Below are 22,525 nucleotides of genomic sequence, written 5' to 3'. Positions count from 1 at the left end.
CGCAGCCCCGACCGCGGTTCAGCGATGGGGATCCACGGCAAAGGAAGCAACGATCGGAGCCACCAACTCCAGAATCTCGAACGCGTCGTCAGAAAGCGCAATTGGGGCGAAATCGTAGTGACAGATCACGCCCCATGAATGGCCAGCTGGCGTGACCAGAGCGGTGCCATGGTAGGAGAAGATAAACCTCTCGAAGATCGGGGCGACGAGCCTCTCGTCTTTCGAGGAGTCATTAGTCCGGAAGGGGGTGCCAGGCTTGATAAATTGCGCCAGGCTCTTGTCCAATGGAATGGCCGACAGGAAAGACGGGCGACCTTCACCCAGGGCGTCATGGAAGCCCACGCTCTTCATCAGCAGGCCGGCGTACCTGTTGACCGCCGTGTACCGCAAAGGGACGCTGGCATTCAAGAATGCCAGCGCCTGGTCAAGACCCTCCTGATCCAGAATCTGAGAGAACGCTTCTATGACCTGTTCGTTGCTCATGCGCGAGTTCGATCCAGGATTTGCGTGATGAGCTTCGTTGCGACACCAACACCGAGTTTCTCGGCGACGCTCAGCGTCCATTTACTCATGTTTGCGAGAGTAGAGGCGACCTTGTCTCGGTCTCCCTTCATTGCCGCTATTGTTGCAGACGCGACCAGTCCCAACTGCTCCTGCTGCTCAGCACCCTCCGCCCGCTGAGCGACCGCCTGTCGAAGCTCTTCCAGTTCTGCGCTGAGCGCGCCGAGGTCCACCTCTGGCAGGGCGTTGTTTTGGAAGGTGGCTGTTCGTGACATTGGCGTTTGGCCCCATGACGTTTGTTGGGCCATAGTAGTTGAAGACGTTGCCTGTCTGGGTGAATGCCCGGTCTCCCGGTCCGATGCCGATGAGTTCCGGAAGCAGCTTGTCGCCGCCCTTGCCAATCAGCGGGCGAACGCGTGAATAGGCGCACTCGTGGCCATGGCGCTCGAGTACCTCCACCCAACTGCGGGCGTGCGCGTCATTGCTGTCTACAAGTGTCCCGTCGACGTCCAGCAGCACGGCTTTGAGGGCGGCTGGAGCGATCATGTTCGTGTGCCGGCGAAAGCAGTGGTTGATGTGGATGGCTCTGGGGGCTTGAAATCTCAAGCTACTCCCGCAGCGCGACGGCGGTTGTAGGCATCACGCCCTGTCCGAATTCAGACTTCTTGGAAGCGCGCATGTCCTACATAGCGCCACAGACGCACGGCTGAGGGTGTGTGCTCTCTTTCAAAAGGACCCCCATGAGCAACACACCAATCGCAGGAATCGCAGGAACAGGAGATGGGACGCGCCCCACGACCAGCGGAGGGGTCGACAACATCGGTGCTGGCGAGAAGTTCAGCGAAACGAAGACGGGCGCTGGCGAATCCGCATCCGGCCCAGCGCCCACAGAGCACATGCCGGCAAAAAGAACCGTCGCCAGCACAAAGGAAGACGAATCCGCCGCGTTTGGCCTGACAGAAGACCTGACGCCTTCGCGCAATACGGAGGACGACGCCTCATGAAGGCCCCCACCAACCCCACCCCCGAGCGGCAACCAACCCCGGCGGAGAACGCGATGAAGCAGTTCGCCAAGACGGATGCCGAAAGCGGAGCAGCTCCGGATGGGAGCGAACCTGAACCCACGCCCCCGCGTCGACCCGTGCGCCCGGGCGACGCGGGCGTCGGCGCCTCGAGCAACCAGGGAAGCTCACCGTACCAAGACCGCGAGCGGCCGGAAGAGGCAGAGCGCGAGAAGAAATGAGCCGAGCCGAGTCAGCCGCCTGCGGGTGGCCTCGCGGGGGAACATCGCGGGGCCGGACACGGACTGCACAAGCGTGCTCGTCTTCGCCTTCATGACCCGCAAGCGGACGGCGCAGACTGGTCTGCCCGTCTCGAAAGGAAGCTGTCATGTCCAATATCTCCAGCCTTGAAGAACTGTACGCAGACGAGCTCAAGGATCTTTGGTCGGCGAACGACCAAATGGCAAAGGTGCTCAAGAAGATCGCACCAAAGGCTACTCACCAAAAGCTCAAGACGATCCTTTCAAACTCCCAGGAGGGCATCGCCAAGCACACCGAGGTGCTAAAAGAATTGATTGAAGGCCTCGACCAAAAGGTCAAGAAGGAGCACTGCAAAGGTATGCAAGGCTTGGTCGAGGAAGCGACCAAACACACGATCGACGACGCGCCCGAGAAGGGGCTGGTCCTCGACGCCGCGATCATTGCGCAGTATCAGCGCATGACGCACTACGGCATCGCGGGATTCGGCACCGTCGCCGCCTTTACGGGGGTTTTGAAGCGCTCCGAGGACAAAAAGGCGCTTGATGCCGCTGTTGCAGAGATCGCGCGTGGTGATGAGTTGATGAGCGAGTTGGCCGAGGCAGCGATCAACGTGCTGGCTGCTGACAAGAAGTAGCGGTGTAAGGCCGTGCACCGCGTAAAGGGCTGGCAGCAGAAGGCGGAGCTCCGCTCGGTGAGCTCTACGACGCGGTGAACGACTGCGTACCCAATCCTCAAACCACTAGACCGCCTTCGAGCGCTTAGGAACGGCGATCTGACGAGATGCCTGTTGAATAGTGGCGCGCTTGAGCGGCTTGCGCGGACCGAACGGCGATAGAAACTGATGGTCGCCGGGCGGCACCGGCTCGAAAATCGCCTCCATCCGCCGGGAGAATTCGGCGCACCTGCGCTCGAGCTCCGCCATGGCCAGCAGGTACTCGCGGCGGGCGGACTTGGTACTCATGACCCAGGGACAGCTTGCGACGCTACGACCCGCACTGCGCCGCCTCGCACATCGCTGCTTTCATGCGTCGCTGCACGCGCTAGCTGGAGCGCATGAGGGGCCGCGCCCGTTGACGGCTTCACCCCTGGTGGCGGCTCCCTCATCCACAAAGCAATCAAGACCACTGCGCCAACGATCAAGAACGCAATCAGAAGTCCCATTCGACGTGCGGGACGTCGGCCCTTATCTTCCGACTTCGACATCTCACATCCCTTTCAGGAGCTTGCCCCGATGGTGCCACAGCCAATGCTGTGCGCTCCCAGATCGCGTGCCAAGGGGACTTTTTCGCATTCCCCTGCCAGTCCGAATCGTATCTCGTTGGTTTTACCGGCCAGGCGGTCTGCTCCTTGGAACGACTCTTTGGACCGACTTTGCGCTCGCGATCGAAACCGTTCAGCCTGCAACAGTCCTTCACTGCCGTTCGCGCGGGTTTGTCCCAGTCTGCGCAATCCTCGGAGGCATTCACCATGAGCGACAAGTCCCATCCGGAGCCCATCACCACGCTGGTCGCGGGGGAGCATCAACTGCGGTCGGCCCCCGCGGCCTTGGAATCAAACGCGACGCGACTGCGGCACGTGGAAGAGCAAAACGACCAATGCTGGGATCTGCTGCGGCAGCGCCGCGCCAAGGGCGAGTTCGGGGACGATCCGGCCGACGCGAAGGTTCGGGACGCGCGCACCGTCGAAGGCTACGTGGGCTGATCAGGGCGCGCCGAGGCCGTAGCGCCGCCGAAGTGCGTCCGCCACGGCCTTGAGCAACGCCGAGACCGCGAAGATGAAGACGATGTATATCGCCGCCGTGGCCGTGAGGATCTCGATCGGTTCGTACCAGCGGTTAATTTCTGCGACTGGAACATCAGGTCCGGCACGGCGATCACGGACACCAGCGCCGACGACTTCACGATCACCGTGAACTGGTTACCGATCGACGGGGCGGCGTCGAGCAGAACCTGCGGCAGCACGATGCGCCAGAAGGCACGGATGCGCGACATGCCGAGCGAGCTGGCCGCCTCGACCTGCCCGCGCGGCATCGACTCGATGGCGCCGCGGAAGGTTTCCGCCAGGTAGCCGCTCGACTGCAAGGCCAGCGCCACGCAGGCGGCGGCGAAGAAGGAGTTCGGCCAACCGATGAGTTCGGGCCAGACATAGTTGACCCACAGCAGCTGCACCAGCACCGGCGTCGCGCGAAAGAACTCGATCAGCCCGATCGCGACGGGGCGCAGCGGCTTCACGTACAGCCGGAGCAGCGCCAGCACCAGTCCGCCGATGAGCGCGAAGACGAAGGACACCGCGCAGACCTCGAGCGTCACCTGGAAGCCCGCGGCGAACGCGTCACGCTGGTTCCAGACCAGGCGTTGCCAGTTGCTCATGACGCGGCCTTTTTCATGCGAAGACCTTGGAGCGCCAGCGTTTCGACAGGGCCTGCAACAGCGAGGCGGCGCAGAAGACAATCACGAAGTAGACCAGTGCAGCCCCCGTGTAAAGCGGCATCGGCTTCATCTCCTGCGAACTCACCATCGAGACCTGATACATCAGGTCCGGCGCCGCGATCAGCGAGACGATGCTCGTGGCCTTGAACATCGAGATGAACTGGTTGGTCGATTCGGGCAGCATGCGCCGCACGACCTGGGGCAGCACGATGCGCCACGTGATGTGGCGTTCGGACATGCCGAAGGCCTGCGCGGCCTCGAAGTGTCCGCGTGGCACGGCCTCGATGCCCGCGCGGAAGGTCTCGGCGAAGTAGCCGCTGTAGACGTAGCCCAGCGCGATCACCGACGAGACGAAGGGGTCGAACTCGAGCCGGCGCGACAGCAGCGTGCCGATGAGCAGCGGCAGCACGAAGTGCACCCAGACGATCATGATGTAGTCGGGCGAGTTGCGGGAGATCTCGGTGTGCAGCGTCGCGAGCCAGCGCAGGGGCGCGAAGCGGCTTCGCCGCAGCAGTGCGACGCCGAGCCCGGCGAGGACCGCGATCGTGGCCGCGCAGGCGAACACGCCCAGGCTCACCGCCAGTCCCTTGATCAGGGCCTGGCGGTATTCCCAGAACAATGACAGGTCGAATGTTTCTCGCAACACCTCGGGCATCGAGCGACTCCTAGCCGCCGGCCTTGCTGAGGAACTGCCGCAGCCGTTCCGAGCGGGGGGTGTCGAACAGCTCGGCGGGCGGGCCTTGCTCTTCCACGAGCCCGTTGTGCAGAAACATGACGTGGTCCGAGACTTCGCGCGCAAAGGCCATCTCATGCGTGACGACCATCATGGTCGTGCCGTCCCTCGCGAGGTCGCGCATCACGGCCAGGACCTCTTCCGTCAGCTCGGGGTCGAGCGAGGAGGTGGCCTCGTCGAACAGCATCACCTTGGGTTGCATCGCGAGGGCGCGCGCGATGGCGACGCGCTGCTGCTGCCCGCCGGACAGCCGCGCAGGATAGGCGTCGGCCTTGTCGAGCATGTGCACGCGGTGCAGGCAGGCCTCGGCGACTTCCCTGGCCGCCTTGCGGGAGAGGCCGCGCGCATGGCGCGGCGCTTCGGTGACGTTCTCCATCACGGTCATGTGTGGCCACAGGTTGAACTGCTGGAACACCATGCCGAGGTCGCGCCGGATCCGGTTCACGTCTGCGACGGAGCGCGGCCGTCCGTCGCGCACGCAGAGCGATTCGCCTTCGATGAGCACATTCCCGGCGCTCGGCGTCTCCAGCCGGTGATGCAACGCAAGAGCGTGCTCTTGCCCGATCCGCTCGCGCCGATCATGCTCAGCACGGTGCCGCGATGGACGTCGAAGCTGATGCCCTTGAGTACCTCCAGGGTGCCGAAGTGCTTGTGCAGGCCGACCACGCGAATGCAGGGCGCGCCGGCCTGAGGCGGTGCTTCGGGCGGGGCGGCTTCGAGCGCCATGACGGAGAAGGCCGGGGGATGCGCCGGCTTCACGCGTTGCCGAGCCTTTCCATGTGGACCTTCATCAGGCGCTCCGTCTCGCCGTTGGTGCGCAGGAAGCCGGCCCAGAAGTCGAGGAAGTTCTTCCATTCGTAGTCGCCGTAGCGCACGGCCCAGCTGCTCGGTCGGCGGTCGATCGGACGGTTTGGCTCGAACGCCATGGCCCAGTTGACGCGCTTGGCCATGAGCTGCACGGCCACCTGACTGCTCATCCACACATCCGATTTCTTGGCACGTACCGGCTCGGCGCCGAGTTCGGCCTGGCCCGTAGTGGTGATCAGCTTGGCCTTCGGGAAGAGCACCGGGATACGCGGTTCCTCGCTGCCGCCCGAGACGACCGAGAAGGTCACGCTCGGATCGTTGAAGTCTTCGAGCTTCTTGAAGCGGCCTGAGTTGTCCTTGTGCACGAGCAGCAGGCTGCCGACTTCGTAGATCGGCCCGATGTAGTCGACTGCCATGGCGCGTGCCATCGTGTAGGTGAGCGCGGAGCCGAACACGTCGTAGTCGTCGCGCCGCAGGGCCACGGTCGCGTTCTGGAAGGTCACCTCCTTGAACTCGACCTTGACGCCCATCTGCTTGGCAAGTTCGGTCGCCGCGTCGAAGTAGATGCCGCCGAGTTCGCCGGTCTTCGCATTTTTGTAGAAGAAGGGCCCCGTCTGCGCATAGCCGACCCGCAGCACGCCGGACTTGAGCACTTTGGCCAGCGTTGATTCGGGACGAATGCCGCTGTCGAGCGATTGCGCAAGCGCCTGCTGGGGGATCAGACCCACGGCGGTCGTCGCAAGCCCGGTGGCCGCGGTGCCGAGCAGCGCAGTGCCCTTGAGAAAGTCGCGTTTGTTGCTGACGTTCAGTGAGTCCATGGTGGGGTTCTCCAGTGGTAGCCTAAGGTTGGGGAGCGGGCTGCGCGCCAGGGCGTGTGTCCTGTAGCGCAAAACGAGTCTCGATCCGGGTGCCTCGCAGGCCGACGATTTCCCGGTGCAGGAAGACGGTGGCATCGGCGTAGCCGATGTCGAACTCAATGGGGGCACCGATGGCGGGCGATGACGCCTCGGCTTCGAGTTCGAGCGTGAGGTGCGAAGCCGAATGCGCGATGCGCGCCGCGCAGGCCATGCCGAGCACGCGCGGCGCCTTCGGGTAGACCGCGAGCGACTTACAGCCCGCATCGCAGACGATGCGGGTCGCCGTCGGGCGCGCGAGCACGCTGGCGCGTAGCCGCATCGCAGCTTCGAGGTCGATGCCGAAATCCTCCCGGCACCGCAGGTCCCCGAACACGCCGCCTCCGGCCTGGATCTCGGTCACGCCATCGAGCGTCGCCGTGGTCTCGAAGGTCCCCGTTCCGCCGCAACTCACGACGCGCGGCAGGAGCCCAGCAACGGCGCAAAGGCGTGCGCTTTCGGTCAGCAGGCCCACGGCTTCGACGATGGCGTTGCGTCGCGCCCCATCTTCCGCGACCCGGGTTGTCTGGCCCTCCCACGCCATGAGGCCCTCGAAGCACAGCCCGTCCTCCCGCGCCAGCCCCTGGGCCAGTTCCGCTACGCCTGGCCCGGGTGCCACGCCGGCACGGCGCAGGCCAACATCGACTTCGATCAGCACCGGAATCGTGACCCCCGCGCTGCGTGCTGCGCGCGCAAGAGGCAGCACCTGGGCCATGGCGTCGATGGCCACCGCGACCTGCGCATGCCGGTTGAGATCGGCCAGTTTCAGCAGCTCCGCGGGCTGGATCACTTGCGACGCGATCAACACGTCATTGACGCCGCCGTCCACCATCGCCTGCGCCTCGTCGATCGTCGCGCAGGTCACGCCGCGCGCACCGGCAGCCAGCAGGCGCTGGGCGAGAGCGGCTGAGCGAATGGCCTTGACGTGGGGACGCCAGCGCTTGCCGCCCTGCGCGATCGTGCGACGACTTCCGCCTCGTCGAACGATTCCAGACGCTTGAGCCTGGGCACTCAGGTGGCGCAGTCCTACGTGCGGGAAGCGAAGCCGAGCAACAGCTGCGCGACGCTCACGCGAGTAGAACCGTCAATCGACGAGGCGCTCACTTTCTGGATGAATGACATCCGCCCGGAAGGCGCGCAAGGAAACAGCTACAGGCCGGAGAAGGTACTCGTGAATCCGGACGCCTGGGACGGCGAGAAAGCGCAATTGATCGCCGCTCTGGATCTTCATACCAAGGAATCTGCATGACCACGACGTCCACACACGCCCTCAGTCCCATCATTCGAGATCGGGCGGGCGCCGTGCAGCCGATCCCCGCGGCGATCGCTGCAATCACCGGGCAGCCACTGACCGAGGTCAGTCGGATGCTTTGGCAGTGCATTGAAGCCTTGAAAGGGCTCGCAGGGGTCAATGCCGAGGTTTCACCCGAGGACGCTTGTCACGCGGCGTTGCACCGGTTCGGCTACGAGCCCCACCGCCTTTACGCCGACGAGCGGCGACGGCCTTTCATGGGCGAGTTGCTCCGCGCTTACGCGCAATCTCCAGGCCCTTGTGAGCGGCTTTTTGCAATCTGCGAGTCCGGTGATGCATTCGCATTCTTGGGCATTGAAGCAGCCGCCTGGACCGGCAGCGCGCCGACCACTCTCACGGCACTCGTTCGGGCCGGGACCTTGGAACTCGACATGCCAGTGCGCTTTGCCTTCACCGTCAAAGCGTACCGTCCCGTGCCAATCGCCTCGCCAGATCACAAGTTCCTCGAATCGGTAGCCATCCCGGCCTTCGCACTGGCCGACGCCTACAACATCGAAGTCATGCCCGCCGGGTGGCCGTACTGGAACCTGTCCTTCCCCGGCGAAATGACGGATGGCGGGCCGGGCTCCGGCGCCACGTTGGTCTGCGGCGAGCACGAATTGCTGAGCGTCATCAATGACCGGGTGCGTCTGCTCCAGCAGGCTGATGAAACCACTGAAGAGCTGATGACTCGCCTGCGGCTGGATCGGCCCGCTACCTCTTCGGGCTCGGCTTGACGGCCTAGGCGCCGAGGTACGCGTTTCTCCCCGGCCGACGTCGATCCTCTCTTCTGTCAGACAAGGGCCGACAAGGGGTTGGGTGCGTTCTGACTTGACCGCCGCCGGGCCGTCGATATTCTGCTTCGCGGACTTTGTAGAGGAGGTTGCTATGTCGGTTGAATTCTTGCGGCAGATCGCTGCCACTCCCCTTCCCCAGTCGTTCAATGCAGCGAGAGACGTCGACGCGATCAGGATACTGCGCCAGGCCGGGTTGGTGCTGGCCTTGGTGGATGAGCCTCCGGAGCGCGGTGCCCGGGTGTTGGCGATCACAGAAAAGGGAAACCGTGAACTGCTGCGCTACCACTATCCTGAGGCTAGCAAGAACCGAGGCGCTGCCCGCAACAGCTGGTTCCAGATCGCGGCGGAGCGCGCTCGCGAAGTAATTCGGCCAGCGGAGCGAAGCGACGACCGCTGAGACGGCTTTTCTAACCCGCACGTCACTTTGAGAAAGGAGTTGAGCATGTCATCGAGATTTGGCGCTTCCCTCTCGGATGGCGGCTTGGCGGCCAGTAGGCGTTCAGGACCTGGCAGGGCGGTCATGAGCGAGAACGAGATCCACGCCTACCTCGTCGCCCGCGAGGCAGTTCGTCGGATCCAGCGAGTTTCGCGCTTACTCGTTCCGAGGAACCGGTCAAGAGCACGCTAGGCGGCCACCCCCAGTCTGTATCGGGACGGCTAGAGCGGCCTGCCGGCCACCACAGCGATTTCCTGCTGCGTCGCTTGCTGTGGTGGATGCGCGGCGCGCGTTCTACTGGAGCATCGCGAGCGCCACTCAGAATTGCCCCTGCCCATCGCCGGTGCGGTCATGAACCCAGCGCATCGCCTGTTGCTCGCCGTGACGGATCGCTTCCGCCTCGGTGCCATAGACAATTTCCTCGGTGTCGTTGGGCAGTTGCGTCTCTTCCTCATCCGCAGGAGTTCGAACAAGAAACGACGACAGGTTGATAGCCGCCGCGCGCGCCCGGTGCGCGTAGCTCAAAGCGGAAGCCGCGGTATTCAAGGGAGTGGCCGTCTGAAAGGGGGATGCTTCGATCTGTGGACATAGGTTCTGGCCTTAGAGATACAGCCTCAGATAGTGCACGGAGGTCATGGCGTCGACTGCAGGCGGGCACAGCCCTTGACGGCAGGAGAGCGCGCGAGGGCACGCCAAGGTGCTGGTGTTCATGAGCGCGCTCCGACAACGCCACCGCGCTGAGGAACCGGTCAGGCTGTCACGAGCAAAAAAAGCCCCCGGATTTCGCCGAGGGCAGAGGCGCGAGGATTGGGCGAAAACACGATGACGCCCCCGCGCGGCGCGATTGTCGCACCGGGCATCCACTCGGCCAAATGCAGGAGCCGTTCGGCGGCCGCGACGACCTGTGCGTTGCTGTGTTCTTCCGACCTTCAGCTGCTCATAGCGCGAAGCTGGGGGCATGCGAGGACCGGCAGCCTCTTCATGGTGCCGATGTTTGATCGTCGATGCGGTTCTTTTGGTTACCAAGGTCATCCAGCTTGCGAAGTAGCGCAGCATTGAAATCGCGTTGACGGTAGGCGCCGAGGGTCACCTGGATCGCTCGAAAGAGCACATAGGGAAGCACCGCCAATGCGATCGCCAGTGCGGCCATGGCGGCCTGCTGAGGCGCTCCGTTAGCCATCGTGAAGCCGACAACCAAAACCAAGGTTCCGGCAAGTGAGCCGAGGCCTGCCAGAAAGGCAAATAAGGTGATCACATGGACTCTCCTCTGCTGCTCGAGGGGCGCTAGTTTGCGCCAAGCCAAGGAATTCTTTTGGGTGGATAGTGTTTCGAAATTTGCACGTCATTGGCCTGCGTGGGTTCCATCTCGACCACCGAGGCACGTTGATAACGCTGAGTTTGAGCACGACCGGCTGAGCGTGATCAGAGACTGCGCCTGTATGAGCTACGGTGCTGATGGATCAGCTGCGGTGGACCGCCTTCATCGGCCAGCACCTTCATGCGCTCCCAAGTCCTGCGGGGCCGCTATGTGTTTGGGCAATGTGAAGAAGCTCTGCCCAGGAGCTCGCAGTGCGGATCTTCGGGCGCATTTGGCCCAGATGGACCATGGCTCGGGTCTGGTCCCCGAGCACGTAAACGCCGAGTTGCAGATCCTTGGCAGGACGGCGATCAACGAGCGTCTAACCCGACCGAGCAGGACCGGATCACCGGGTCCCGCCCGGCCAGGGCGCTTAGCTCACCCGCACGTTGATGCGTCGCGGCTGAGCGTGCTCTGCTTTCGGAATCCGCAGCTTGAGCACGCCTTGGGCCAATTCCGCGGAGATCTTCTCGGTATCGAGTTCCTTGCTCAGCGTGAAGACGCGATGGAACCGGCCTAGTCCGACTTCGGTGTGGCTTGTCTGCAGCCCCTCCGGGATCGCTAGGTCGATCTCGCCCTCGATGGTCAGCGAGTCCGCTTCGACGTTCAGGTGCAGCTTGTCACGGGGCACGCCCGGCAGGTCGGCATACAGCGTGATGCCGGAGCTGTCCTCGATCACGTCTACGGGCGGCGTCAAGGAGGACTCGGCGTAGCGCCTGTCCTCCGTGCGCGCCGGCGTGCGAGCGGTGTCGTTTGTCTTCTGAATGTCGTTCATGTCGGTTCTCCTCATTGGATGGCGATGCGACGTGGCAGGGACGAGGCCTGGCGCTGCACCGTGATGTGCACGACTCCGTCGCGGGCCTTGGCCTCGACGGACTCGGGGTCCGCGTCATCGGGCAGAGTCAGTACACGCCGAAAGGCACCTTCGAATCGCTCGTTGATGTGCAAGGTTTCCTTCCCATCGGAAGCGGGCGCGGCGCCCTTGCGCTCGCCGGCGATGGTCAGAATGCCGCGGTCGAGATGGACCTCCAGCGTCCCGGGGTCGACGCCCGGCGCCAGGGCATAGATCTCGACCGTCTTGGCGGTGCCGCCGACGTTGAGTGCCGGAAAGCCGCTGCGGCCGAAGCCACGGATGGTGGGGGAGAGATCGAAGGCCTGCTGCATCTCGCGCTGCAGGCGATCCATCTCCGCGAACATGTCGCGCGGGAACAGGGATCGATACATGGCGAATACCTCCATTCAAAGGTTGAACGGAGCGCCGGAGGCGTCTCCAGCGCTTCCGCTATCGAAATTAAGTGCCGCCCGCGCGTGTTCAAGAGGGATGGGGAGGAAATGTTCTTGATGAAGTCGTTGCCATCGAGCGTGCGCTAAATCGCGAACAACCCGGCATGCGCCTGCATCACCGGGAAGAGAAAGCCGAGAATGCCAGGATGAGACCTGAAGCCGGGCGAGCAAGAAGGGCTTGCCGGCTGCCACAGCAGCCATGATTTTGAACATTCCTACCCCTCCCTGTCGCATGATGGTAGCTGGCCCGTCTGGGTTCAGCGTTGGGGCAATCGTGAATGTTCGCTAGGGCTGTCACCTTTTCGCCCGGGCTGCCTGGGGCTTTGTCACGTTCGATCGAGACTCAAGGGCGGAACAACATGGCGCGTCGTTCAAGGCTTAGGACGTTAGCGGTGGCGGCGACGTTTGCCGCGGTCGCGACCGGCGTTCGGAGCCTACACCGGGTTCAAGCGCCACCTCATCGTGTACCGTGACGGGGTCGTCGTGTGCTCAACGGAGCCCGGAAACTCGGCGGCAAAGGCCGCCTACCTTGCTCGCTTTTGCGACGCTCTGGAAACTGAGCCGAATTGAAAATCTAGCCCCTGTCGAGGCAGAACTCAAAGAATTGCTCCAGCTCGGTGGACTTGTCGAAAAACGCATCTGCCCCCGCCTCGAGGCACGCCTTTCGCATGGTGTCAGTCGCGTAGTTGGTCAGTACGGCGACGCGCTGATGGGGCTCTCTCCCGCGGCACCATTCGACGACGCCTAGACCGTTCCCTTGCTCCAAGAACAGGTCGACAACCGCCAAGTCCCACTGGCCCTTGTGATGAGCGAGCCACGCGATCGCTTCCGGCTCAGATTTTGCGATTGCAATCACGCTTGCCGACCCCAGATCTGCAAGGGCCGGAACGAGGTGATCTCGAATCTTCTGATTGTCTTCAACGAGGAAGACTGATAGACCAACCATTGCTTCCACCGTCTCTGGTTTTCGTTCCGGCGAGGCTAATGCGATTCATTCCCTGGTGAGTGGGCGCTCAGGAAATGAATGGGTAGGATGTAACCGCCATGAGGAGGATCGTGATGGACAGAACACCCGAGCAGCGCCAGGCCCAGTTGACGTGGGTGCTTGCGTGCGAGCGTCTCGGCTTCGTGATGGATCCGCCTGAAGGAGCAACGCCGGAGGGCGGGTTGGCAGATTTGGCCGCGGCCATCGCGCAGGTTCGCCTTGCGCTTGAGGAATTGGAATCAGTCTTTGCACCCGGGAAGAAGGGCTGACTCGGTCGACTGCACGCCGAGTCTCGGCTTTCGAAACGTAGGCTCCGACCGGCATCGGCTGCGGCTTCTCTCTCGCAGGCTAACGCGCTCCACCCGGCCGAACGCGGCCGGCCCAACGGTGCATTGTTTTGTCTCCAATCACTTACCAGGAGACCTGCAATGTCTGATCTGAATGATCCTCGAGTGCCGGCCGACAAGGACGGTACTGCAACCGGCGTAGGAGCCGTCGTCGGCGGAGTGGCTGGCGGCGTGGCGGGCGGCGCTGCCGCCGGCGCCGCCGTCGGCGGAATGACTGGTCCTGTCGGCGCAGCCGTCGGCGCGGCGGTCGGCGCCGTCGCCGGCGCACTGGCTGGCCGAGCAGTCAAAGCCGCCCCGGTCGCAGAGGACGCCTATTGGCGCGACAACTACTCGACCCGGGACTATGTCCAAGCCGGCACCAGCTATGACGACTACTCGTCCGCCTACCGCTACGGTGTAGACGCGTATTCGCGCTACCCGGATCGGAAGTTCGACGATGTTGAAGCCGACCTCGGTCGCGACTGGAGCACAGCTCGCGGCCGGTCGTCGTTGGAATGGGATCGTGCGAAGGACGCCACACGCGACGCGTGGCAGCGGCTCAGCGACAACGTCGAACGAGCCATCCCGGGCGATTCGGACCGGGACGGTCGTTAGGGGCCCATGATCGGCAAGTCGGCCACGGTGTCGTCTTGTCGATTGCGCCATCAGCCGCTCCGTCCCTTGCCTGAGCGCATGCGCCCAGATGTCGTAGCGGCCTCCGGAAGCTTCAAGCTCCTGGTCAACCGAGGCATCCCGTGCTCTCGATCAGCACCCATTGAAAGACGCCCGGATCGGGTTCGTCCACGGTAACGGCGATCGAGCGGAGACGGTCAGTCATCAGTTGGGACTTCCTCAAGGTGGGCACATGAATCGAGAAATCGTACCTGTGAGGCCGCGGATTGCGTGTCCGTGCTTCGCCCGCCGACGCCGATGAAGCCGATGAAGCCGATGAAGCCGTAGAAGCCGTAGAAGCCGTAGAAGCCGTAGAAGCCGCAGAAGCCGACGGTCTCCTACGTACAGCTGGGCGAACTACTACCTCGCCGTGTTCGCGGTATGACCAGTCTTGAGTTTCGTCCAAGGAGATCGAAATGACTGAAGACAAGCGACCCACCGCGGTTCCCTCACCGGCGCATGAAGCAAGGCTTGGAGACCGTGGTGCGTCCTCGGGCCGCAACATCGAGCAGAGCCGCGCCATCGGGCAGGACCCGCCTGAGGAGGGCAGCCGAATGGGACGCGAGGCGAATCAAAAGACTGGCTTCCCGGGCACGCCCGACATAGGCACCGACGCGGCCCAAACCGAGGAAGCCGCGGGCGACGACAGCGCTAGGCAGTGACCCGGCGCGCGGCCGCGCCCGGGGTCCGGCCAAAGGCGCGGCGCGAAAGCGGGCGACCTCATCTGAGGCTTACCGAGGTGCTGGCCGACCTCGTGGTCGTCGACATTGATCCTGGCGCGATCCTGTGCCGACCGATGATGGGATTCAAGTCCTTTGACTGTGCTGCTCGGCTGATCGCCGCCATCGAGACCATGCACATGGTCAAGAAGGGGCAGCTGCGCTGCCCCGGTGGCCTGGCATTTTCGGATGCCGACTACTTCTACAGCCTCGCCGTCCGTTGACCCGAAGGTGCCGGACTTCGTCCGCCTCGACTAGCTTAACGCGACAAAACCGCCGGGCCACCATCGTCGCGCCACCCGGCACCTCGACCCCCTCCAGCGGCTCACCGCGGGCGATGCCCGCGCCACCATCGTGCTGGCCCAGGAGCCGCGATGAGCACGCCAGACCCTGCGACCGATGCGGCGCGCGAGCAGGTCAAGGACTACTTCATCGCCGAGCGCGGCTACTGGCGTCCATGGACCGACACCATGCTGGAGGCGTGCCCCGGCTTCCTCCAGCAATACGCGCGCTACGCCGGCTATCCCGCGCGCACCGGGCCGCTGTCGGAGCGCATGGTGGAGCTCATCTATGTTGCGCTCGATGCTTCGTCCTCGCATCTTTTCGAGTCGGGCCTGCACACCCACATGAATCGGGCGTTCGAGGTGGGAGCCACACAGGCCGACGTCTTCGACGTGCTGCATCTCGTGGCGGTGCAAGGCGTCGCGAGCGTGTGCCAGGCGACCGATATCCTGGCGGAATTCATGGACCTGAGCGAAGCGGCGGCCATCGACGACAAGCTCCAGGACCGCATCAACGGGGTTGGCTCCGCCCATGCCCTGACCCTGAACGCCATGACGAGGCTCGACCCTGGCTATGCCGAGGTGCTGCTCGACTTCGTCGAACAGGGCCGGCCCGGCGCAGGCCTGACGCCCTCGGAGCGCAGCCTGGTGCAGCTCGCCTTGCATGCTTGCTTCACGGCGTTCAACCCTGGCGCGGTGCGGCAGATCGTCGCCACCGCGCTGTCGCAAGGGCTGCAGCCGGCCGAGTTGCTGCAGGCCATTCAGTTGGGCGCGCATCTGGCCGTGCATGGCTCGGCGCTGGGTGCCAACGTCTTTCGGCAGACAGCCTCCACCTAGACCGGTGCCCTGCGGAGGCCGGCGCCTTCCAGGAGAAGCGCGCTCAGGTCTGTCAGGGCCGCTGATCGCGGTGCGCGCCGAGCAGGTGCGCCTCGTCGGGCGTCGGGGCTGATGCGCGAGCTTCACGCGTCCCGATTCGCTCACCTCGTAGAACATGGTAATCGTCCGAGCGAGGCGCTACGCGGCGGCCGCACTCGTTTTGATCGAACCTGATTGGTTTGACCCTAGCATCGCATCGAGAACACGCGCCCTGGAGCGCTCGATGTGCTCGCTGATGGATTTGATTGCCTTGTCCTCATCGCGCGCCCTCAACGCGGCGATGAAAGCCAGATGTTCCTCCATCGCGGGAACGATGCGCATCGGGCGAACCAGGCCGGCGTCGAGGCGTATGAGCCTCACATGCAAACTGTTCACCCGGTAGATCTCGGACAGGATCTCGTTGCCGATGCTGTCGACCATCGTGTCGTGCAGGCCCCAATCCACCGTCTGCGCATCTGCGTCAAGCGTCGGGTCGGGCTCGGCCGAGCTGGCGCGCTCGAGGATCGTCAGGTGTTGTTCTTCGATGCGAGCCAGCTCATCGTCCGATGCCGAACGCAGAAAGTGGCGTACTGCCTCCCTCTCCACCATGCTTCGCACCTGAAATGCGTTGCGGATCAGCTTCAGGTCCACTGGCGCGATCTGCAAACCCCGCTTCGGCACGGTCACGATCAGCCGGGCGGCCTCCAGCCGGGGAATCATCTCGCGGATGGCGCCCAGAGGCAGGTCGAGCAGGCGGGTGAGCTCGCGCTGCGACACGAACTGCCCCGGGCGAATCTTTGCGCTCAGGATCTGCCGCCGGAAGCTCTCGTAGGCCAGGGTGCGCTGCGACACGGCAGGTGGCGCAGGCGCGGGCTTTTTCTTTGACGCACTCATCAAGGTCCTTTCCCGGCGAATTGGTCGCTCGGATGAGGCACGACTCTACGCCAGGACGAACAGTGCGGCAGCTGACAGATTAGAAGACCCACACTGAGCTGTCCAGAAGTGTTACCGCGTTTGCACTGACATGTCAGATGCCATATAGTTTGCTTCATGGCGCAATTGTCAGTTGCGCTATTACCCACCCAAACTGCAAACGGAGCACTTTCATGAGTCTTGAACTGACCGGCGTCATCCCTCCCCTTGTCACTCCTTTCACCGCCAACGGCGACATCGACGAAGCGGCCTATCGCAGGGTCATCCGCTTCAACCTGGACAAGAGGGTGCATGGCGTCTGCCCGGGCGGCAGCAGCGGCGAGGGCCACACGCTGACCATCGATGAATTCAAACGCCTGCTGGAGATCACCGCGGAGGAAGTGGCGGGCGCCGTACCGATCGTTGCCGGCATCATTTCGAACAGCACGCGCGATGCCATCAACCGCGCCAAGGCGATCTCGCACCTTCCCATTGCCGGGCTGCAGGTCACCCCCGTTCACTACCTCTTCAAGCCCGATGAAGACGCCACCCACCGCCACTTCAAGGCGCTGACCGAGGCGGTTGACATCCCCGTCATCATCTACAACGTCGTACCGTGGAACTACCTGAATCCGGCGCAGATGATCCGCCTGATGCAGGATCTGCCCGGTGTGCAAGGCATCAAGCAGAGCCAAGGCGACCTCAAGCTCATGGCCGATCTGCTGCTCGGCGTGCCCGCGGGCTGCAAGGTCTATTCGGCCGTGGACGCGTTGCTGTATTCGTCGTTCGCCTTGGGCGCGCACGGCACGATCGCCGCCACGCCGGCGGCGCTGCCGGGCGTGTGCGTGAACCTGTGGAACACGGTGCAGGCCGGCGACCATGTGAAGGCGCTGGAGATGCACAAATCCATGTTGGCCTTCTGGAACGCAATCGTCGCGGACAACCTGCCTGCGAACCTGAAGACCTCCATCACGCTGCAAGGCTGCAACGCCGGCCTGCCCCGGGCACCCATGCCGACCACCAGCGACGCCCAGCTAGCCAGGATCAAGGCCGCGCTCGACGACGTGCTGCGCTTTGACATCTGACTCTAACTTCATCCGGAGACACAAGAATCATGAATATCCGACGTCGCGAGCTTCTGAAGCTCGGAACGCTCGCCGCCGCGGGCAGCGCATTGACAGCTACCGCATGGGCCCAGGACTTTCCCAGCAAGCCGGTGACGATCGTCGTCCCCTTTGCGCCGGGAGGTAACACCGACATTGTGGCGCGAACAGTGGCGGTTGCCCTCGGCAAGGTGCTGGGGCAGTCGGTGATCGTCGACAACCGAGCGGGCGCCGGCGGCTCGATCGGCGCCATGCAAGTCGCTCGCGCCGCTCCGGATGGATACACCCTGCTGCTTTGCGGAGCCGGCGTGGTGGTCACGGTTCCGGAAATGGTCAAGACAAGCTACAGCCGGTCGAACTTCGCTCCACTCGGCCTGGTGAACAAGGGTTCGATGGTGTTGCTCGCGCGCAGGAACGAAACCAAGTTCAAGAGCTTCAAGGAACTCGCCGCCTACGCGCGTTCCGGCGAGGGCAAGCTGATCGCTGCGCATTCCGGGCCGGGTACGCCCAACCACCTCGCGTTGCTGCAACTCGAGACCCTGCTCAAGACCAAGTTCACGATCGTTAGCTACAAGGGGTCGGGTCCTGCACTGATCGACCTGATCGGCGGACAGGTCGATGTGCACTTCGACCAGGTCAGCAGTTCGCTGCAGCACATCAAGGGCGGCGCGCTTCAGCCGCTTGCGGTGTTGGGGCCGACGCAAGATCCATCGCTGCCCGGTGTCCAGACCGTCGCGGAACTCGGCTTCGGCGAGATCGATGGCACCACCTACGTCGGAGTGCTGGCGCCCAGCGGGACGCCCAAGGCGGTGCAGGACAAGCTCGCCGCCGCGCTTGCGCAAGCCGTCAAGGACCCACAGACGGTGAACAGCGCCCGCGAACTCGGCAGCGTCGCCTACTCCAGCACGCCGCAGGAATTCGCACGCTTGCTCGACGCCGAATACGCACTGGCCTCGCAAGCCACCAAGGATGGCCGCCTGAAGGCCGACTGATCCGGCCCAAGCGCGCGGGCGCCGAGCACAAGCCGGCGCCGGCACGGCCGTCGCCGGCCGGCGCGCGACGGAGCATCGTGAAAAAGATCCTGAACGACCCGAACGCCTACGTCGACGAAATGCTCGACGGCCTGTGTTTGGCCCACCCCGAGTTGCAGCGCCGCGGAGAAGGCGGCCGCGTGGTGGCGCGCAGCAGCGGCGCCGTGCCCGGCAAAGTGGGCATCGTCACCGGATGCAGCCGGCGCCCACGGATGGCGCCACGCACTGGAGCAGCCGCAAATAGGCGGCCATCGTCAGCACGAACAGTTGGTCGACCTTCTTGATGCCGCGCACCTTCATGCGCTAGAGCGCCTCGATGAACTCGGCCGCGTTAGCCCTTGTCGGCGCCGAGCGTGATCTTGGTATCCGCACTCGCGGTGGCTTGACTTGCGTCCTGATCATGACCTTGACCGCTTCTCATTCGGCAAAGCGTCGGCCTGCGTGACCATGGCTCTGACAACCAGACCGTGACGGTTGTCGGTGAGCATGGGCCCATGTAGCCCAGCTCGCTGGCAGTCCTGCCCTTGCGGTACAGCTTCGAATCAGGATCGGTCTTCGACTCGTGCGTTGCGTTGCTGCGTCGCTGCCCCTTGGAGTCCTCGTCGCCTGCCGGCATCGTCGTCACCGTCCTTGCGAACGAAGCTCTTGTGTCCGGCCCAGGCCTGGATCAGCGCACCGTCGACGCTGAAGTGCTCTCCCGACAACCATCCATGTTCTCGCCGCCTCCAGCACTTCGTTGAACCTGCAGATGACCGACTCGATCCAGAGGCTGCCAGACGGTCGCGAGTAGAACGGGGTGCCGCAATGACCCGGCTTTGCTGCAAGGCCTGCCACAGGAAAAACTCGACCCTCGTCGCCTAAAAGTCAGCGCTGCGCAGCAGCACGGGAAACCCAGGAGCCTGCGCGAATCGCTCGAGGGCCTTGTCGACGATCGTCGCCTGGTTCGCACCAAAGACCTGCATCAAGTGCGTAGCACTACCGGTTGCGCGGAAGTGGTCCTGCAGTGCTTCCTCAGTGATCCGCGCGACGACGCGAGCAGTACCGGCACCGTCAGGGTAGATCGCGAAGCTAATGCAGCCGTTGCTGTAAGCAGCCTCAGTCGTCATGGAGGTCTCCAAGTATTGGGAGGCTCAGTATGGCCCATGCCTGCCGCGCCGCTCCGTCCAACAAGGCGGTGCCGTGCCTGCTCGCTCCGAATGAGGTCAGATCCCGTACATCTTGTTGAGCTCCTCGATGTCCAGCAAATCAATCTCGGCGTCGAGCGCCAGGTCGACCGCTTGGCCGACCGTGTCGCCAGAGACGTTGTTCAGCACACCACCTGCGAGCTGGTGCCGCTTGCCGCTGAGCAACAGCACCTCCCCGCCCCAACCGGCGGTAGAGCCGTCGAGGACGTATTCGACCAGGTAGGAGATCGGCTTGCCGGTGCCGGCCTGTGTCCGCTCGAGATCGGCCCGCCTTGCGATCGACGCTCGACTCAACGCGAAGCCTTCCACGTGTAGATTTGCGCTGCGGGCGACATTTGGCTGCGATAAGCGGGGGTGTCGAGGGAATGCGCGTCTGAGCGGCCCTTCCCCCAGCGAGGCCCGCAAATCCCGGCCTGCCCATGTGCAGGCGCCGATACGAGCCAGACATTGGCTGGATGGGTGCCGGCGAATCGAGAATCCGCGCCGCGCCGTCGTCAGGCCGCGTCGATGCCGGCGCGCAAGGCCGCAGCCAGGATCGTCTGCCGCAGGGCGTCGTTGCGGGCGAGCGGTCCACCCATGCGGGTCCCGGTCAGAACTCCTTTGGCGCGGTCGCCGAACAGCATGACCGAACGATCGCGGTCGCGCTGGCGCGACATCCACACCACTCCGTCCGCGTCTCGGAATTGATGGTGTAGTGCCTCAGCCCACTTGGCGGTCGCGAGATAGTTGCGGGCCGGGCTGGTGATGAGTTCGTCCTTCGGAACCTTCAATCTGTGCAGGCCTCCGCTTGTCAGATCCACGAGCCTCAGATCGCGACTTGGCACGACCTCACCATGGCCCCGCTGCGCAAAGAAGTCCAGATCCACGAACTTGTCTGCTGCATCGACCGGTACGTCATGAAATACGGTCTCAAAAATCACACAGTCCAGCGTTGCGCCGCCGTACAGATAGGGCACTACCCTGCCCTTGACGTCACGGATCGGCGCGAAGCGTGTCGGTTTGTGCAGCAGCCCCGCCGCGTCCGCACCGGGATTGAAGCTTTCTGGCGCGAACGCAGTGTCGTGGATGACGTGGATCCCCTCGCCTGCGGGCCAGCGATCGAACAGGGCATCCAGCGGAGGGATCGGTGCGCGGCAACTCAAGCCGCGCTTCCTTGGGCGTCGCGCTTGGCGGCTGCGATGACAGCCTGCGAGTCTGTGGTCAGCAGATCGACGGGCCGCGCGCTGCCAGGCAGCCAGCCATTGTTCGACGTGAACCACAGTGCCAACTTCCATGGCGCCTTGTGTGCGCCGAAGGCTTCGAGCACGTCATGCACCGCCTTGATCGGCTTGTGCTCCTCAAACTGGAAGGCCGGATAAACGTCGCGCTCGCGCGCTGCCTTCTCGGGATGCGGCACTGCAAAAATCTGTCGGCGCTTGCGCCAGTTGGCGGCCAGCGCCGCGCGGTTGCCCGCTTGTGATCGGTTGGCATCGGCCAGTTGCTCGGCCGTGAGGTAGCCAAACTCGTTGAGGACGCGCGCGTGCCGCGTGGCGAGCCGCTGGGCCATATCCATCTCGACCGTGCTGGGCACCAGCAGGCGCTCCGTCATGAAGTCGACTACCTCCTCCATGTGGCGTTCGCGCGCGGCTGCCATCTTTTCGACCAGCAGTCGGTCGAGCATCGAAAGCGAAGACATCAGTACGCTGGAGAGGGCGGCGTCCTTCACCTCCAACAAGAAGGTGCGACCGGGAGTACCGTGGTCCCGATCGTCGCGGTAGGGCTGCACGGAGAGCAGATCTCCCTGCAGCGTGGCGGAAGCGGCTTTGCCCATGGGTTTCCACTCCAGTTGATCTATTTGATGAGATTATATACCGGTGGATCAAAAGGTTCAAAGGGCGCGCGTGCCCGAACACCGTATCCCGCCGCGGTCTAAGACTGATGGCTGGCGATGCAGTGCTAGCGAGCAGCGGACGCGCCTCACCGGACGGCACGACGCGCCGTTGATGGTGTCAGGAGATAGTGCCGGCGGCAACTTGGCTGCAGTCGTCGCGCAGCGCAGCTTCGCCTGGAAACGCTGCGACATCGTCGACGTTGCCATGCCACCGCGAGCACGGGCACATTCGATCCTTGGCTCAGGCGGAGACGCCTTCCTTGGGTCTCGAGCGGAGCGATGTCGATGTGCTGGGCCAGCACCTCGTTGCAAAGGTTAAGGGCTCCTTCAGAGGAACTCACCTTTTCGCCGCTGTGATCAACAAGGCCGGCATTGCGAACGAAACCATGCCGCCGGCATCGACGAATGGCAGCAATGCGTCTTGCGCTTCGTCCCGCAGAAGCTCGAACTGGGTTGCGTCCAGCTGACCGCCAAGCGTCCACACGCAGGCGCGTTCGGTCGACACCAGCAGGTCGATCGATGCGAAGCGAACGATGCCATTGCATTGAACGACAGTCGCGTCCGTGATATCCGCGGCTACGCACAGTGCGCGAAGTGCAGCCGCATCGCCGAGCACGAATGGTGCACGGAAGGCATCGGCAACGGTCTTGCCGAATAGCCGCTCGAGCAGCACGGCGAGCGACGCGTAGCCGGGCGAGCGCTCGAGCGCATCGCAAACCGCCACGACAAGGCGGCCGCCCGGCCGAAGCACGCGCTGCATCTCGCGCAACGCGGCAACACGATCGTCGAAGAACATC

Annotated in this window: 30 protein-coding genes and 4 pseudogenes; 14 read left to right on the top strand and 20 right to left on the bottom strand. The window is 63.8% G+C overall.

Annotated elements, in window-relative coordinates; translation table 11 throughout:
- Positions 1-18: 18 nt before the first annotated feature.
- On the bottom strand, positions 19-483 hold the full coding sequence (locus QTI24_RS29420; protein ID WP_286605310.1) for a GAF domain-containing protein: 465 nt from the start codon (positions 481-483) through the stop codon (positions 19-21).
- A complete protein-coding gene (locus QTI24_RS29415; protein ID WP_286605308.1) occupies positions 480-776 on the bottom strand; it encodes a hypothetical protein in 297 nt (98 codons plus the stop codon). Before QTI24_RS29415 ends, QTI24_RS29420 begins: the two co-directional genes overlap by 4 nt.
- Before the next feature lie 725 nt (positions 777-1,501).
- On the opposite strand from QTI24_RS29415, the gene QTI24_RS29410 reads away from it, so the two are divergent.
- Together QTI24_RS29410 and QTI24_RS29405 are read left to right on the top strand one after the other, a co-directional pair.
- Positions 1,502-1,744, top strand: coding sequence for a hypothetical protein (locus QTI24_RS29410; RefSeq protein WP_286605306.1), 243 nt, complete (start codon positions 1,502-1,504; stop codon positions 1,742-1,744).
- Between the two features lie 146 nt (positions 1,745-1,890).
- Positions 1,891-2,397: a YciE/YciF ferroxidase family protein gene (locus QTI24_RS29405; protein WP_286605304.1), complete on the top strand. Its 507-nt coding sequence runs from the start codon at positions 1,891-1,893 to the stop codon at positions 2,395-2,397.
- 105 nt (positions 2,398-2,502) lie between these two features.
- On the opposite strand, the gene QTI24_RS29400 is transcribed toward QTI24_RS29405, so the two are convergent.
- On the bottom strand, positions 2,503-2,724 hold the full coding sequence (locus QTI24_RS29400) for a hypothetical protein (RefSeq protein WP_286605303.1): 222 nt from the start codon (positions 2,722-2,724) through the stop codon (positions 2,503-2,505).
- Between the two features lie 506 nt (positions 2,725-3,230).
- Here QTI24_RS29400 and QTI24_RS29395 point away from each other — a divergent pair.
- Positions 3,231-3,464, top strand: coding sequence for a DUF2630 family protein (locus tag QTI24_RS29395; RefSeq protein WP_286605302.1), 234 nt, complete (start codon positions 3,231-3,233; stop codon positions 3,462-3,464).
- Here the strand turns inward: QTI24_RS29395 and QTI24_RS29390 are convergent.
- From QTI24_RS29390 to QTI24_RS29370, 5 genes and pseudogenes are all read right to left on the bottom strand, one after another.
- Entirely contained in the window at positions 3,452-4,132 is a 681-nt protein-coding gene (locus QTI24_RS29390; RefSeq protein ID WP_286605301.1) for an amino acid ABC transporter permease, read from the bottom strand. The two genes, QTI24_RS29395 and QTI24_RS29390, sit on opposite strands and share 13 nt — an antisense overlap.
- 13 nt (positions 4,133-4,145) lie before the next feature.
- Positions 4,146-4,847: an amino acid ABC transporter permease gene (locus QTI24_RS29385; protein ID WP_286605299.1), complete on the bottom strand. Its 702-nt coding sequence runs from the start codon at positions 4,845-4,847 to the stop codon at positions 4,146-4,148.
- Between the two features lie 10 nt (positions 4,848-4,857).
- Positions 4,858-5,651 (bottom strand): annotated as a pseudogene (locus QTI24_RS29380) (amino acid ABC transporter ATP-binding protein).
- A 29-nt stretch (positions 5,652-5,680) separates the two neighbouring features.
- Positions 5,681-6,550, bottom strand: a complete 870-nt coding sequence (locus QTI24_RS29375; protein ID WP_286605298.1) for a transporter substrate-binding domain-containing protein — start codon at positions 6,548-6,550, stop codon at positions 5,681-5,683.
- A gap of 22 nt (positions 6,551-6,572) precedes the next feature.
- Positions 6,573-7,583 (bottom strand): alanine racemase, encoded by a 1,011-nt coding sequence (locus tag QTI24_RS29370; RefSeq protein WP_286605366.1) that lies wholly within the window; start codon positions 7,581-7,583, stop codon positions 6,573-6,575.
- Positions 7,584-7,640: 57 nt separating this feature from the next.
- Between QTI24_RS29370 and QTI24_RS29365 the strand changes: the two genes are divergently transcribed.
- From QTI24_RS29365 to QTI24_RS29355, 3 genes are all read left to right on the top strand, one after another.
- On the top strand, positions 7,641-7,874 hold the full coding sequence (locus QTI24_RS29365; RefSeq protein WP_286605297.1) for a hypothetical protein: 234 nt from the start codon (positions 7,641-7,643) through the stop codon (positions 7,872-7,874).
- Positions 7,871-8,653, top strand: a complete 783-nt coding sequence (locus QTI24_RS29360) for a hypothetical protein (protein WP_286605296.1) — start codon at positions 7,871-7,873, stop codon at positions 8,651-8,653. Before QTI24_RS29365 ends, QTI24_RS29360 begins: the two co-directional genes overlap by 4 nt.
- Before the next feature lie 151 nt (positions 8,654-8,804).
- Complete coding sequence (locus QTI24_RS29355) at positions 8,805-9,110, top strand: hypothetical protein (protein ID WP_286605295.1); 306 nt, start codon at positions 8,805-8,807, stop codon at positions 9,108-9,110.
- 357 nt (positions 9,111-9,467) lie between these two features.
- Here QTI24_RS29355 and QTI24_RS29350 read toward each other — a convergent pair whose 3' ends face one another.
- The 5 genes from QTI24_RS29350 to QTI24_RS29330 all read right to left on the bottom strand — a co-directional run bounded on the left by QTI24_RS29350 (position 9,468) and on the right by QTI24_RS29330 (position 12,736).
- Positions 9,468-9,695, bottom strand: a complete 228-nt coding sequence (locus tag QTI24_RS29350) for a hypothetical protein (RefSeq protein WP_286605293.1) — start codon at positions 9,693-9,695, stop codon at positions 9,468-9,470.
- 433 nt (positions 9,696-10,128) lie between these two features.
- A complete protein-coding gene (locus QTI24_RS29345; RefSeq protein WP_286605292.1) occupies positions 10,129-10,404 on the bottom strand; it encodes a hypothetical protein in 276 nt (91 codons plus the stop codon).
- 475 nt (positions 10,405-10,879) lie between these two features.
- Positions 10,880-11,281: an Hsp20/alpha crystallin family protein gene (locus QTI24_RS29340; protein WP_286605291.1), complete on the bottom strand. Its 402-nt coding sequence runs from the start codon at positions 11,279-11,281 to the stop codon at positions 10,880-10,882.
- A gap of 11 nt (positions 11,282-11,292) precedes the next feature.
- Positions 11,293-11,730 (bottom strand): Hsp20/alpha crystallin family protein, encoded by a 438-nt coding sequence (locus QTI24_RS29335; RefSeq protein ID WP_286605290.1) that lies wholly within the window; start codon positions 11,728-11,730, stop codon positions 11,293-11,295.
- Between the two features lie 634 nt (positions 11,731-12,364).
- Positions 12,365-12,736: a response regulator gene (locus QTI24_RS29330; protein WP_286605365.1), complete on the bottom strand. Its 372-nt coding sequence runs from the start codon at positions 12,734-12,736 to the stop codon at positions 12,365-12,367.
- 113 nt (positions 12,737-12,849) lie between these two features.
- Here QTI24_RS29330 and QTI24_RS29325 point away from each other — a divergent pair, with 113 nt between their 5' ends.
- The 5 genes and pseudogenes from QTI24_RS29325 to QTI24_RS29305 all read left to right on the top strand — a co-directional run bounded on the left by QTI24_RS29325 (position 12,850) and on the right by QTI24_RS29305 (position 15,610).
- Entirely contained in the window at positions 12,850-13,044 is a 195-nt protein-coding gene (locus QTI24_RS29325) for a hypothetical protein (RefSeq protein ID WP_286605289.1), read from the top strand.
- Positions 13,045-13,203: 159 nt separating this feature from the next.
- Positions 13,204-13,716, top strand: a complete 513-nt coding sequence (locus QTI24_RS29320) for a hypothetical protein (RefSeq protein ID WP_286605288.1) — start codon at positions 13,204-13,206, stop codon at positions 13,714-13,716.
- 473 nt (positions 13,717-14,189) lie between these two features.
- The gene (locus QTI24_RS29315) at positions 14,190-14,435 is read left to right on the top strand and encodes a hypothetical protein (RefSeq protein ID WP_286605286.1); all 246 of its coding nucleotides are present in this window, start codon (positions 14,190-14,192) and stop codon (positions 14,433-14,435) included.
- 128 nt (positions 14,436-14,563) lie between these two features.
- A pseudogene (locus QTI24_RS29310) lies at positions 14,564-14,716 on the top strand (IS6 family transposase); the annotation flags it as partial.
- 150 nt (positions 14,717-14,866) lie between these two features.
- Positions 14,867-15,610 carry a carboxymuconolactone decarboxylase family protein gene (locus tag QTI24_RS29305; RefSeq protein WP_286605284.1) on the top strand — a complete coding sequence of 248 codons (744 nt, stop codon included), beginning with the start codon at positions 14,867-14,869 and terminating at the stop codon, positions 15,608-15,610.
- Between the two features lie 177 nt (positions 15,611-15,787).
- On the opposite strand, the gene QTI24_RS29300 is transcribed toward QTI24_RS29305, so the two are convergent.
- Positions 15,788-16,480 carry a GntR family transcriptional regulator gene (locus QTI24_RS29300; RefSeq protein ID WP_286605282.1) on the bottom strand — a complete coding sequence of 231 codons (693 nt, stop codon included), beginning with the start codon at positions 16,478-16,480 and terminating at the stop codon, positions 15,788-15,790.
- Positions 16,481-16,734: 254 nt separating this feature from the next.
- Between QTI24_RS29300 and QTI24_RS29295 the strand changes: the two genes are divergently transcribed.
- The gene (locus tag QTI24_RS29295) at positions 16,735-17,625 is read left to right on the top strand and encodes a dihydrodipicolinate synthase family protein (RefSeq protein WP_286605281.1); all 891 of its coding nucleotides are present in this window, start codon (positions 16,735-16,737) and stop codon (positions 17,623-17,625) included.
- A 29-nt stretch (positions 17,626-17,654) separates the two neighbouring features.
- Positions 17,655-18,635, top strand: a complete 981-nt coding sequence (locus QTI24_RS29290) for a Bug family tripartite tricarboxylate transporter substrate binding protein (RefSeq protein ID WP_286605279.1) — start codon at positions 17,655-17,657, stop codon at positions 18,633-18,635.
- A gap of 470 nt (positions 18,636-19,105) precedes the next feature.
- Here QTI24_RS29290 and QTI24_RS31670 read toward each other — a convergent pair.
- The 5 genes and pseudogenes from QTI24_RS31670 to QTI24_RS29265 form a co-directional block, all read right to left on the bottom strand.
- Positions 19,106-19,433, bottom strand: a pseudogene (locus tag QTI24_RS31670) (IS5/IS1182 family transposase); the annotation flags it as partial.
- A 98-nt stretch (positions 19,434-19,531) separates the two neighbouring features.
- On the bottom strand, positions 19,532-19,780 hold the full coding sequence (locus QTI24_RS29280; protein ID WP_286605278.1) for a hypothetical protein: 249 nt from the start codon (positions 19,778-19,780) through the stop codon (positions 19,532-19,534).
- A 96-nt stretch (positions 19,781-19,876) separates the two neighbouring features.
- Positions 19,877-20,167, bottom strand: coding sequence for a hypothetical protein (locus QTI24_RS29275; protein WP_286605276.1), 291 nt, complete (start codon positions 20,165-20,167; stop codon positions 19,877-19,879).
- Between the two features lie 185 nt (positions 20,168-20,352).
- On the bottom strand, positions 20,353-21,000 hold the full coding sequence (locus QTI24_RS29270; RefSeq protein ID WP_286605274.1) for an RES family NAD+ phosphorylase: 648 nt from the start codon (positions 20,998-21,000) through the stop codon (positions 20,353-20,355).
- On the bottom strand, positions 20,997-21,668 hold the full coding sequence (locus QTI24_RS29265; protein WP_286605273.1) for a hypothetical protein: 672 nt from the start codon (positions 21,666-21,668) through the stop codon (positions 20,997-20,999). Before QTI24_RS29265 ends, QTI24_RS29270 begins: the two co-directional genes overlap by 4 nt.
- A 43-nt stretch (positions 21,669-21,711) precedes the next feature.
- On the opposite strand from QTI24_RS29265, the gene QTI24_RS31545 reads away from it, so the two are divergent.
- Positions 21,712-22,047, top strand: a complete 336-nt coding sequence (locus QTI24_RS31545) for an alpha/beta hydrolase fold domain-containing protein (RefSeq protein WP_353506121.1) — start codon at positions 21,712-21,714, stop codon at positions 22,045-22,047.
- 18 nt (positions 22,048-22,065) lie between these two features.
- Here QTI24_RS31545 and QTI24_RS29260 read toward each other — a convergent pair.
- Positions 22,066-22,525, bottom strand: a pseudogene (locus QTI24_RS29260) (hypothetical protein); the annotation flags it as partial.

Origin of the sequence: Variovorax sp. J22P240, assembly GCF_030316855.1 — a bacterium.
In the GTDB taxonomy this organism is placed as follows: Bacteria; Pseudomonadota; Gammaproteobacteria; order Burkholderiales; family Burkholderiaceae_C; genus Variovorax.
This window is presented reverse-complemented; position numbering and strand designations above follow the sequence as displayed.

What these genes read in the sequence shown, in the direction of transcription:
- QTI24_RS29420 (WP_286605310.1), bottom strand. Translation starts at nt 483, where the DNA reads ATGAGCAACGAACAGGTCATAGAAGCGTTCTCTCAGATTCTGGATCAG.
- QTI24_RS29415 (WP_286605308.1), bottom strand. Translation starts at nt 776, where the DNA reads ATGTCACGAACAGCCACCTTCCAAAACAACGCCCTGCCAGAGGTGGAC.
- QTI24_RS29410 (WP_286605306.1), top strand. Translation starts at nt 1,502, where the DNA reads ATGAAGGCCCCCACCAACCCCACCCCCGAGCGGCAACCAACCCCGGCG.
- QTI24_RS29405 (WP_286605304.1), top strand. Translation starts at nt 1,891, where the DNA reads ATGTCCAATATCTCCAGCCTTGAAGAACTGTACGCAGACGAGCTCAAG.
- QTI24_RS29400 (WP_286605303.1), bottom strand. Translation starts at nt 2,724, where the DNA reads ATGAGTACCAAGTCCGCCCGCCGCGAGTACCTGCTGGCCATGGCGGAG.
- QTI24_RS29395 (WP_286605302.1), top strand. Translation starts at nt 3,231, where the DNA reads ATGAGCGACAAGTCCCATCCGGAGCCCATCACCACGCTGGTCGCGGGG.
- QTI24_RS29390 (WP_286605301.1), bottom strand. Translation starts at nt 4,132, where the DNA reads ATGAGCAACTGGCAACGCCTGGTCTGGAACCAGCGTGACGCGTTCGCC.
- QTI24_RS29385 (WP_286605299.1), bottom strand. Translation starts at nt 4,847, where the DNA reads ATGCCCGAGGTGTTGCGAGAAACATTCGACCTGTCATTGTTCTGGGAA.
- QTI24_RS29375 (WP_286605298.1), bottom strand. Translation starts at nt 6,550, where the DNA reads ATGGACTCACTGAACGTCAGCAACAAACGCGACTTTCTCAAGGGCACT.
- QTI24_RS29360 (WP_286605296.1), top strand. Translation starts at nt 7,871, where the DNA reads ATGACCACGACGTCCACACACGCCCTCAGTCCCATCATTCGAGATCGG.
- QTI24_RS29355 (WP_286605295.1), top strand. Translation starts at nt 8,805, where the DNA reads ATGTCGGTTGAATTCTTGCGGCAGATCGCTGCCACTCCCCTTCCCCAG.
- QTI24_RS29340 (WP_286605291.1), bottom strand. Translation starts at nt 11,281, where the DNA reads ATGAACGACATTCAGAAGACAAACGACACCGCTCGCACGCCGGCGCGC.
- QTI24_RS29335 (WP_286605290.1), bottom strand. Translation starts at nt 11,730, where the DNA reads ATGTATCGATCCCTGTTCCCGCGCGACATGTTCGCGGAGATGGATCGC.
- QTI24_RS29330 (WP_286605365.1), bottom strand. Translation starts at nt 12,736, where the DNA reads ATGGTTGGTCTATCAGTCTTCCTCGTTGAAGACAATCAGAAGATTCGA.
- QTI24_RS29325 (WP_286605289.1), top strand. Translation starts at nt 12,850, where the DNA reads ATGGACAGAACACCCGAGCAGCGCCAGGCCCAGTTGACGTGGGTGCTT.
- QTI24_RS29320 (WP_286605288.1), top strand. Translation starts at nt 13,204, where the DNA reads ATGTCTGATCTGAATGATCCTCGAGTGCCGGCCGACAAGGACGGTACT.
- QTI24_RS29315 (WP_286605286.1), top strand. Translation starts at nt 14,190, where the DNA reads ATGACTGAAGACAAGCGACCCACCGCGGTTCCCTCACCGGCGCATGAA.
- QTI24_RS29305 (WP_286605284.1), top strand. Translation starts at nt 14,867, where the DNA reads ATGAGCACGCCAGACCCTGCGACCGATGCGGCGCGCGAGCAGGTCAAG.
- QTI24_RS29295 (WP_286605281.1), top strand. Translation starts at nt 16,735, where the DNA reads ATGAGTCTTGAACTGACCGGCGTCATCCCTCCCCTTGTCACTCCTTTC.
- QTI24_RS29290 (WP_286605279.1), top strand. Translation starts at nt 17,655, where the DNA reads ATGAATATCCGACGTCGCGAGCTTCTGAAGCTCGGAACGCTCGCCGCC.
- QTI24_RS29280 (WP_286605278.1), bottom strand. Translation starts at nt 19,780, where the DNA reads ATGACGACTGAGGCTGCTTACAGCAACGGCTGCATTAGCTTCGCGATC.
- QTI24_RS29265 (WP_286605273.1), bottom strand. Translation starts at nt 21,668, where the DNA reads ATGGGCAAAGCCGCTTCCGCCACGCTGCAGGGAGATCTGCTCTCCGTG.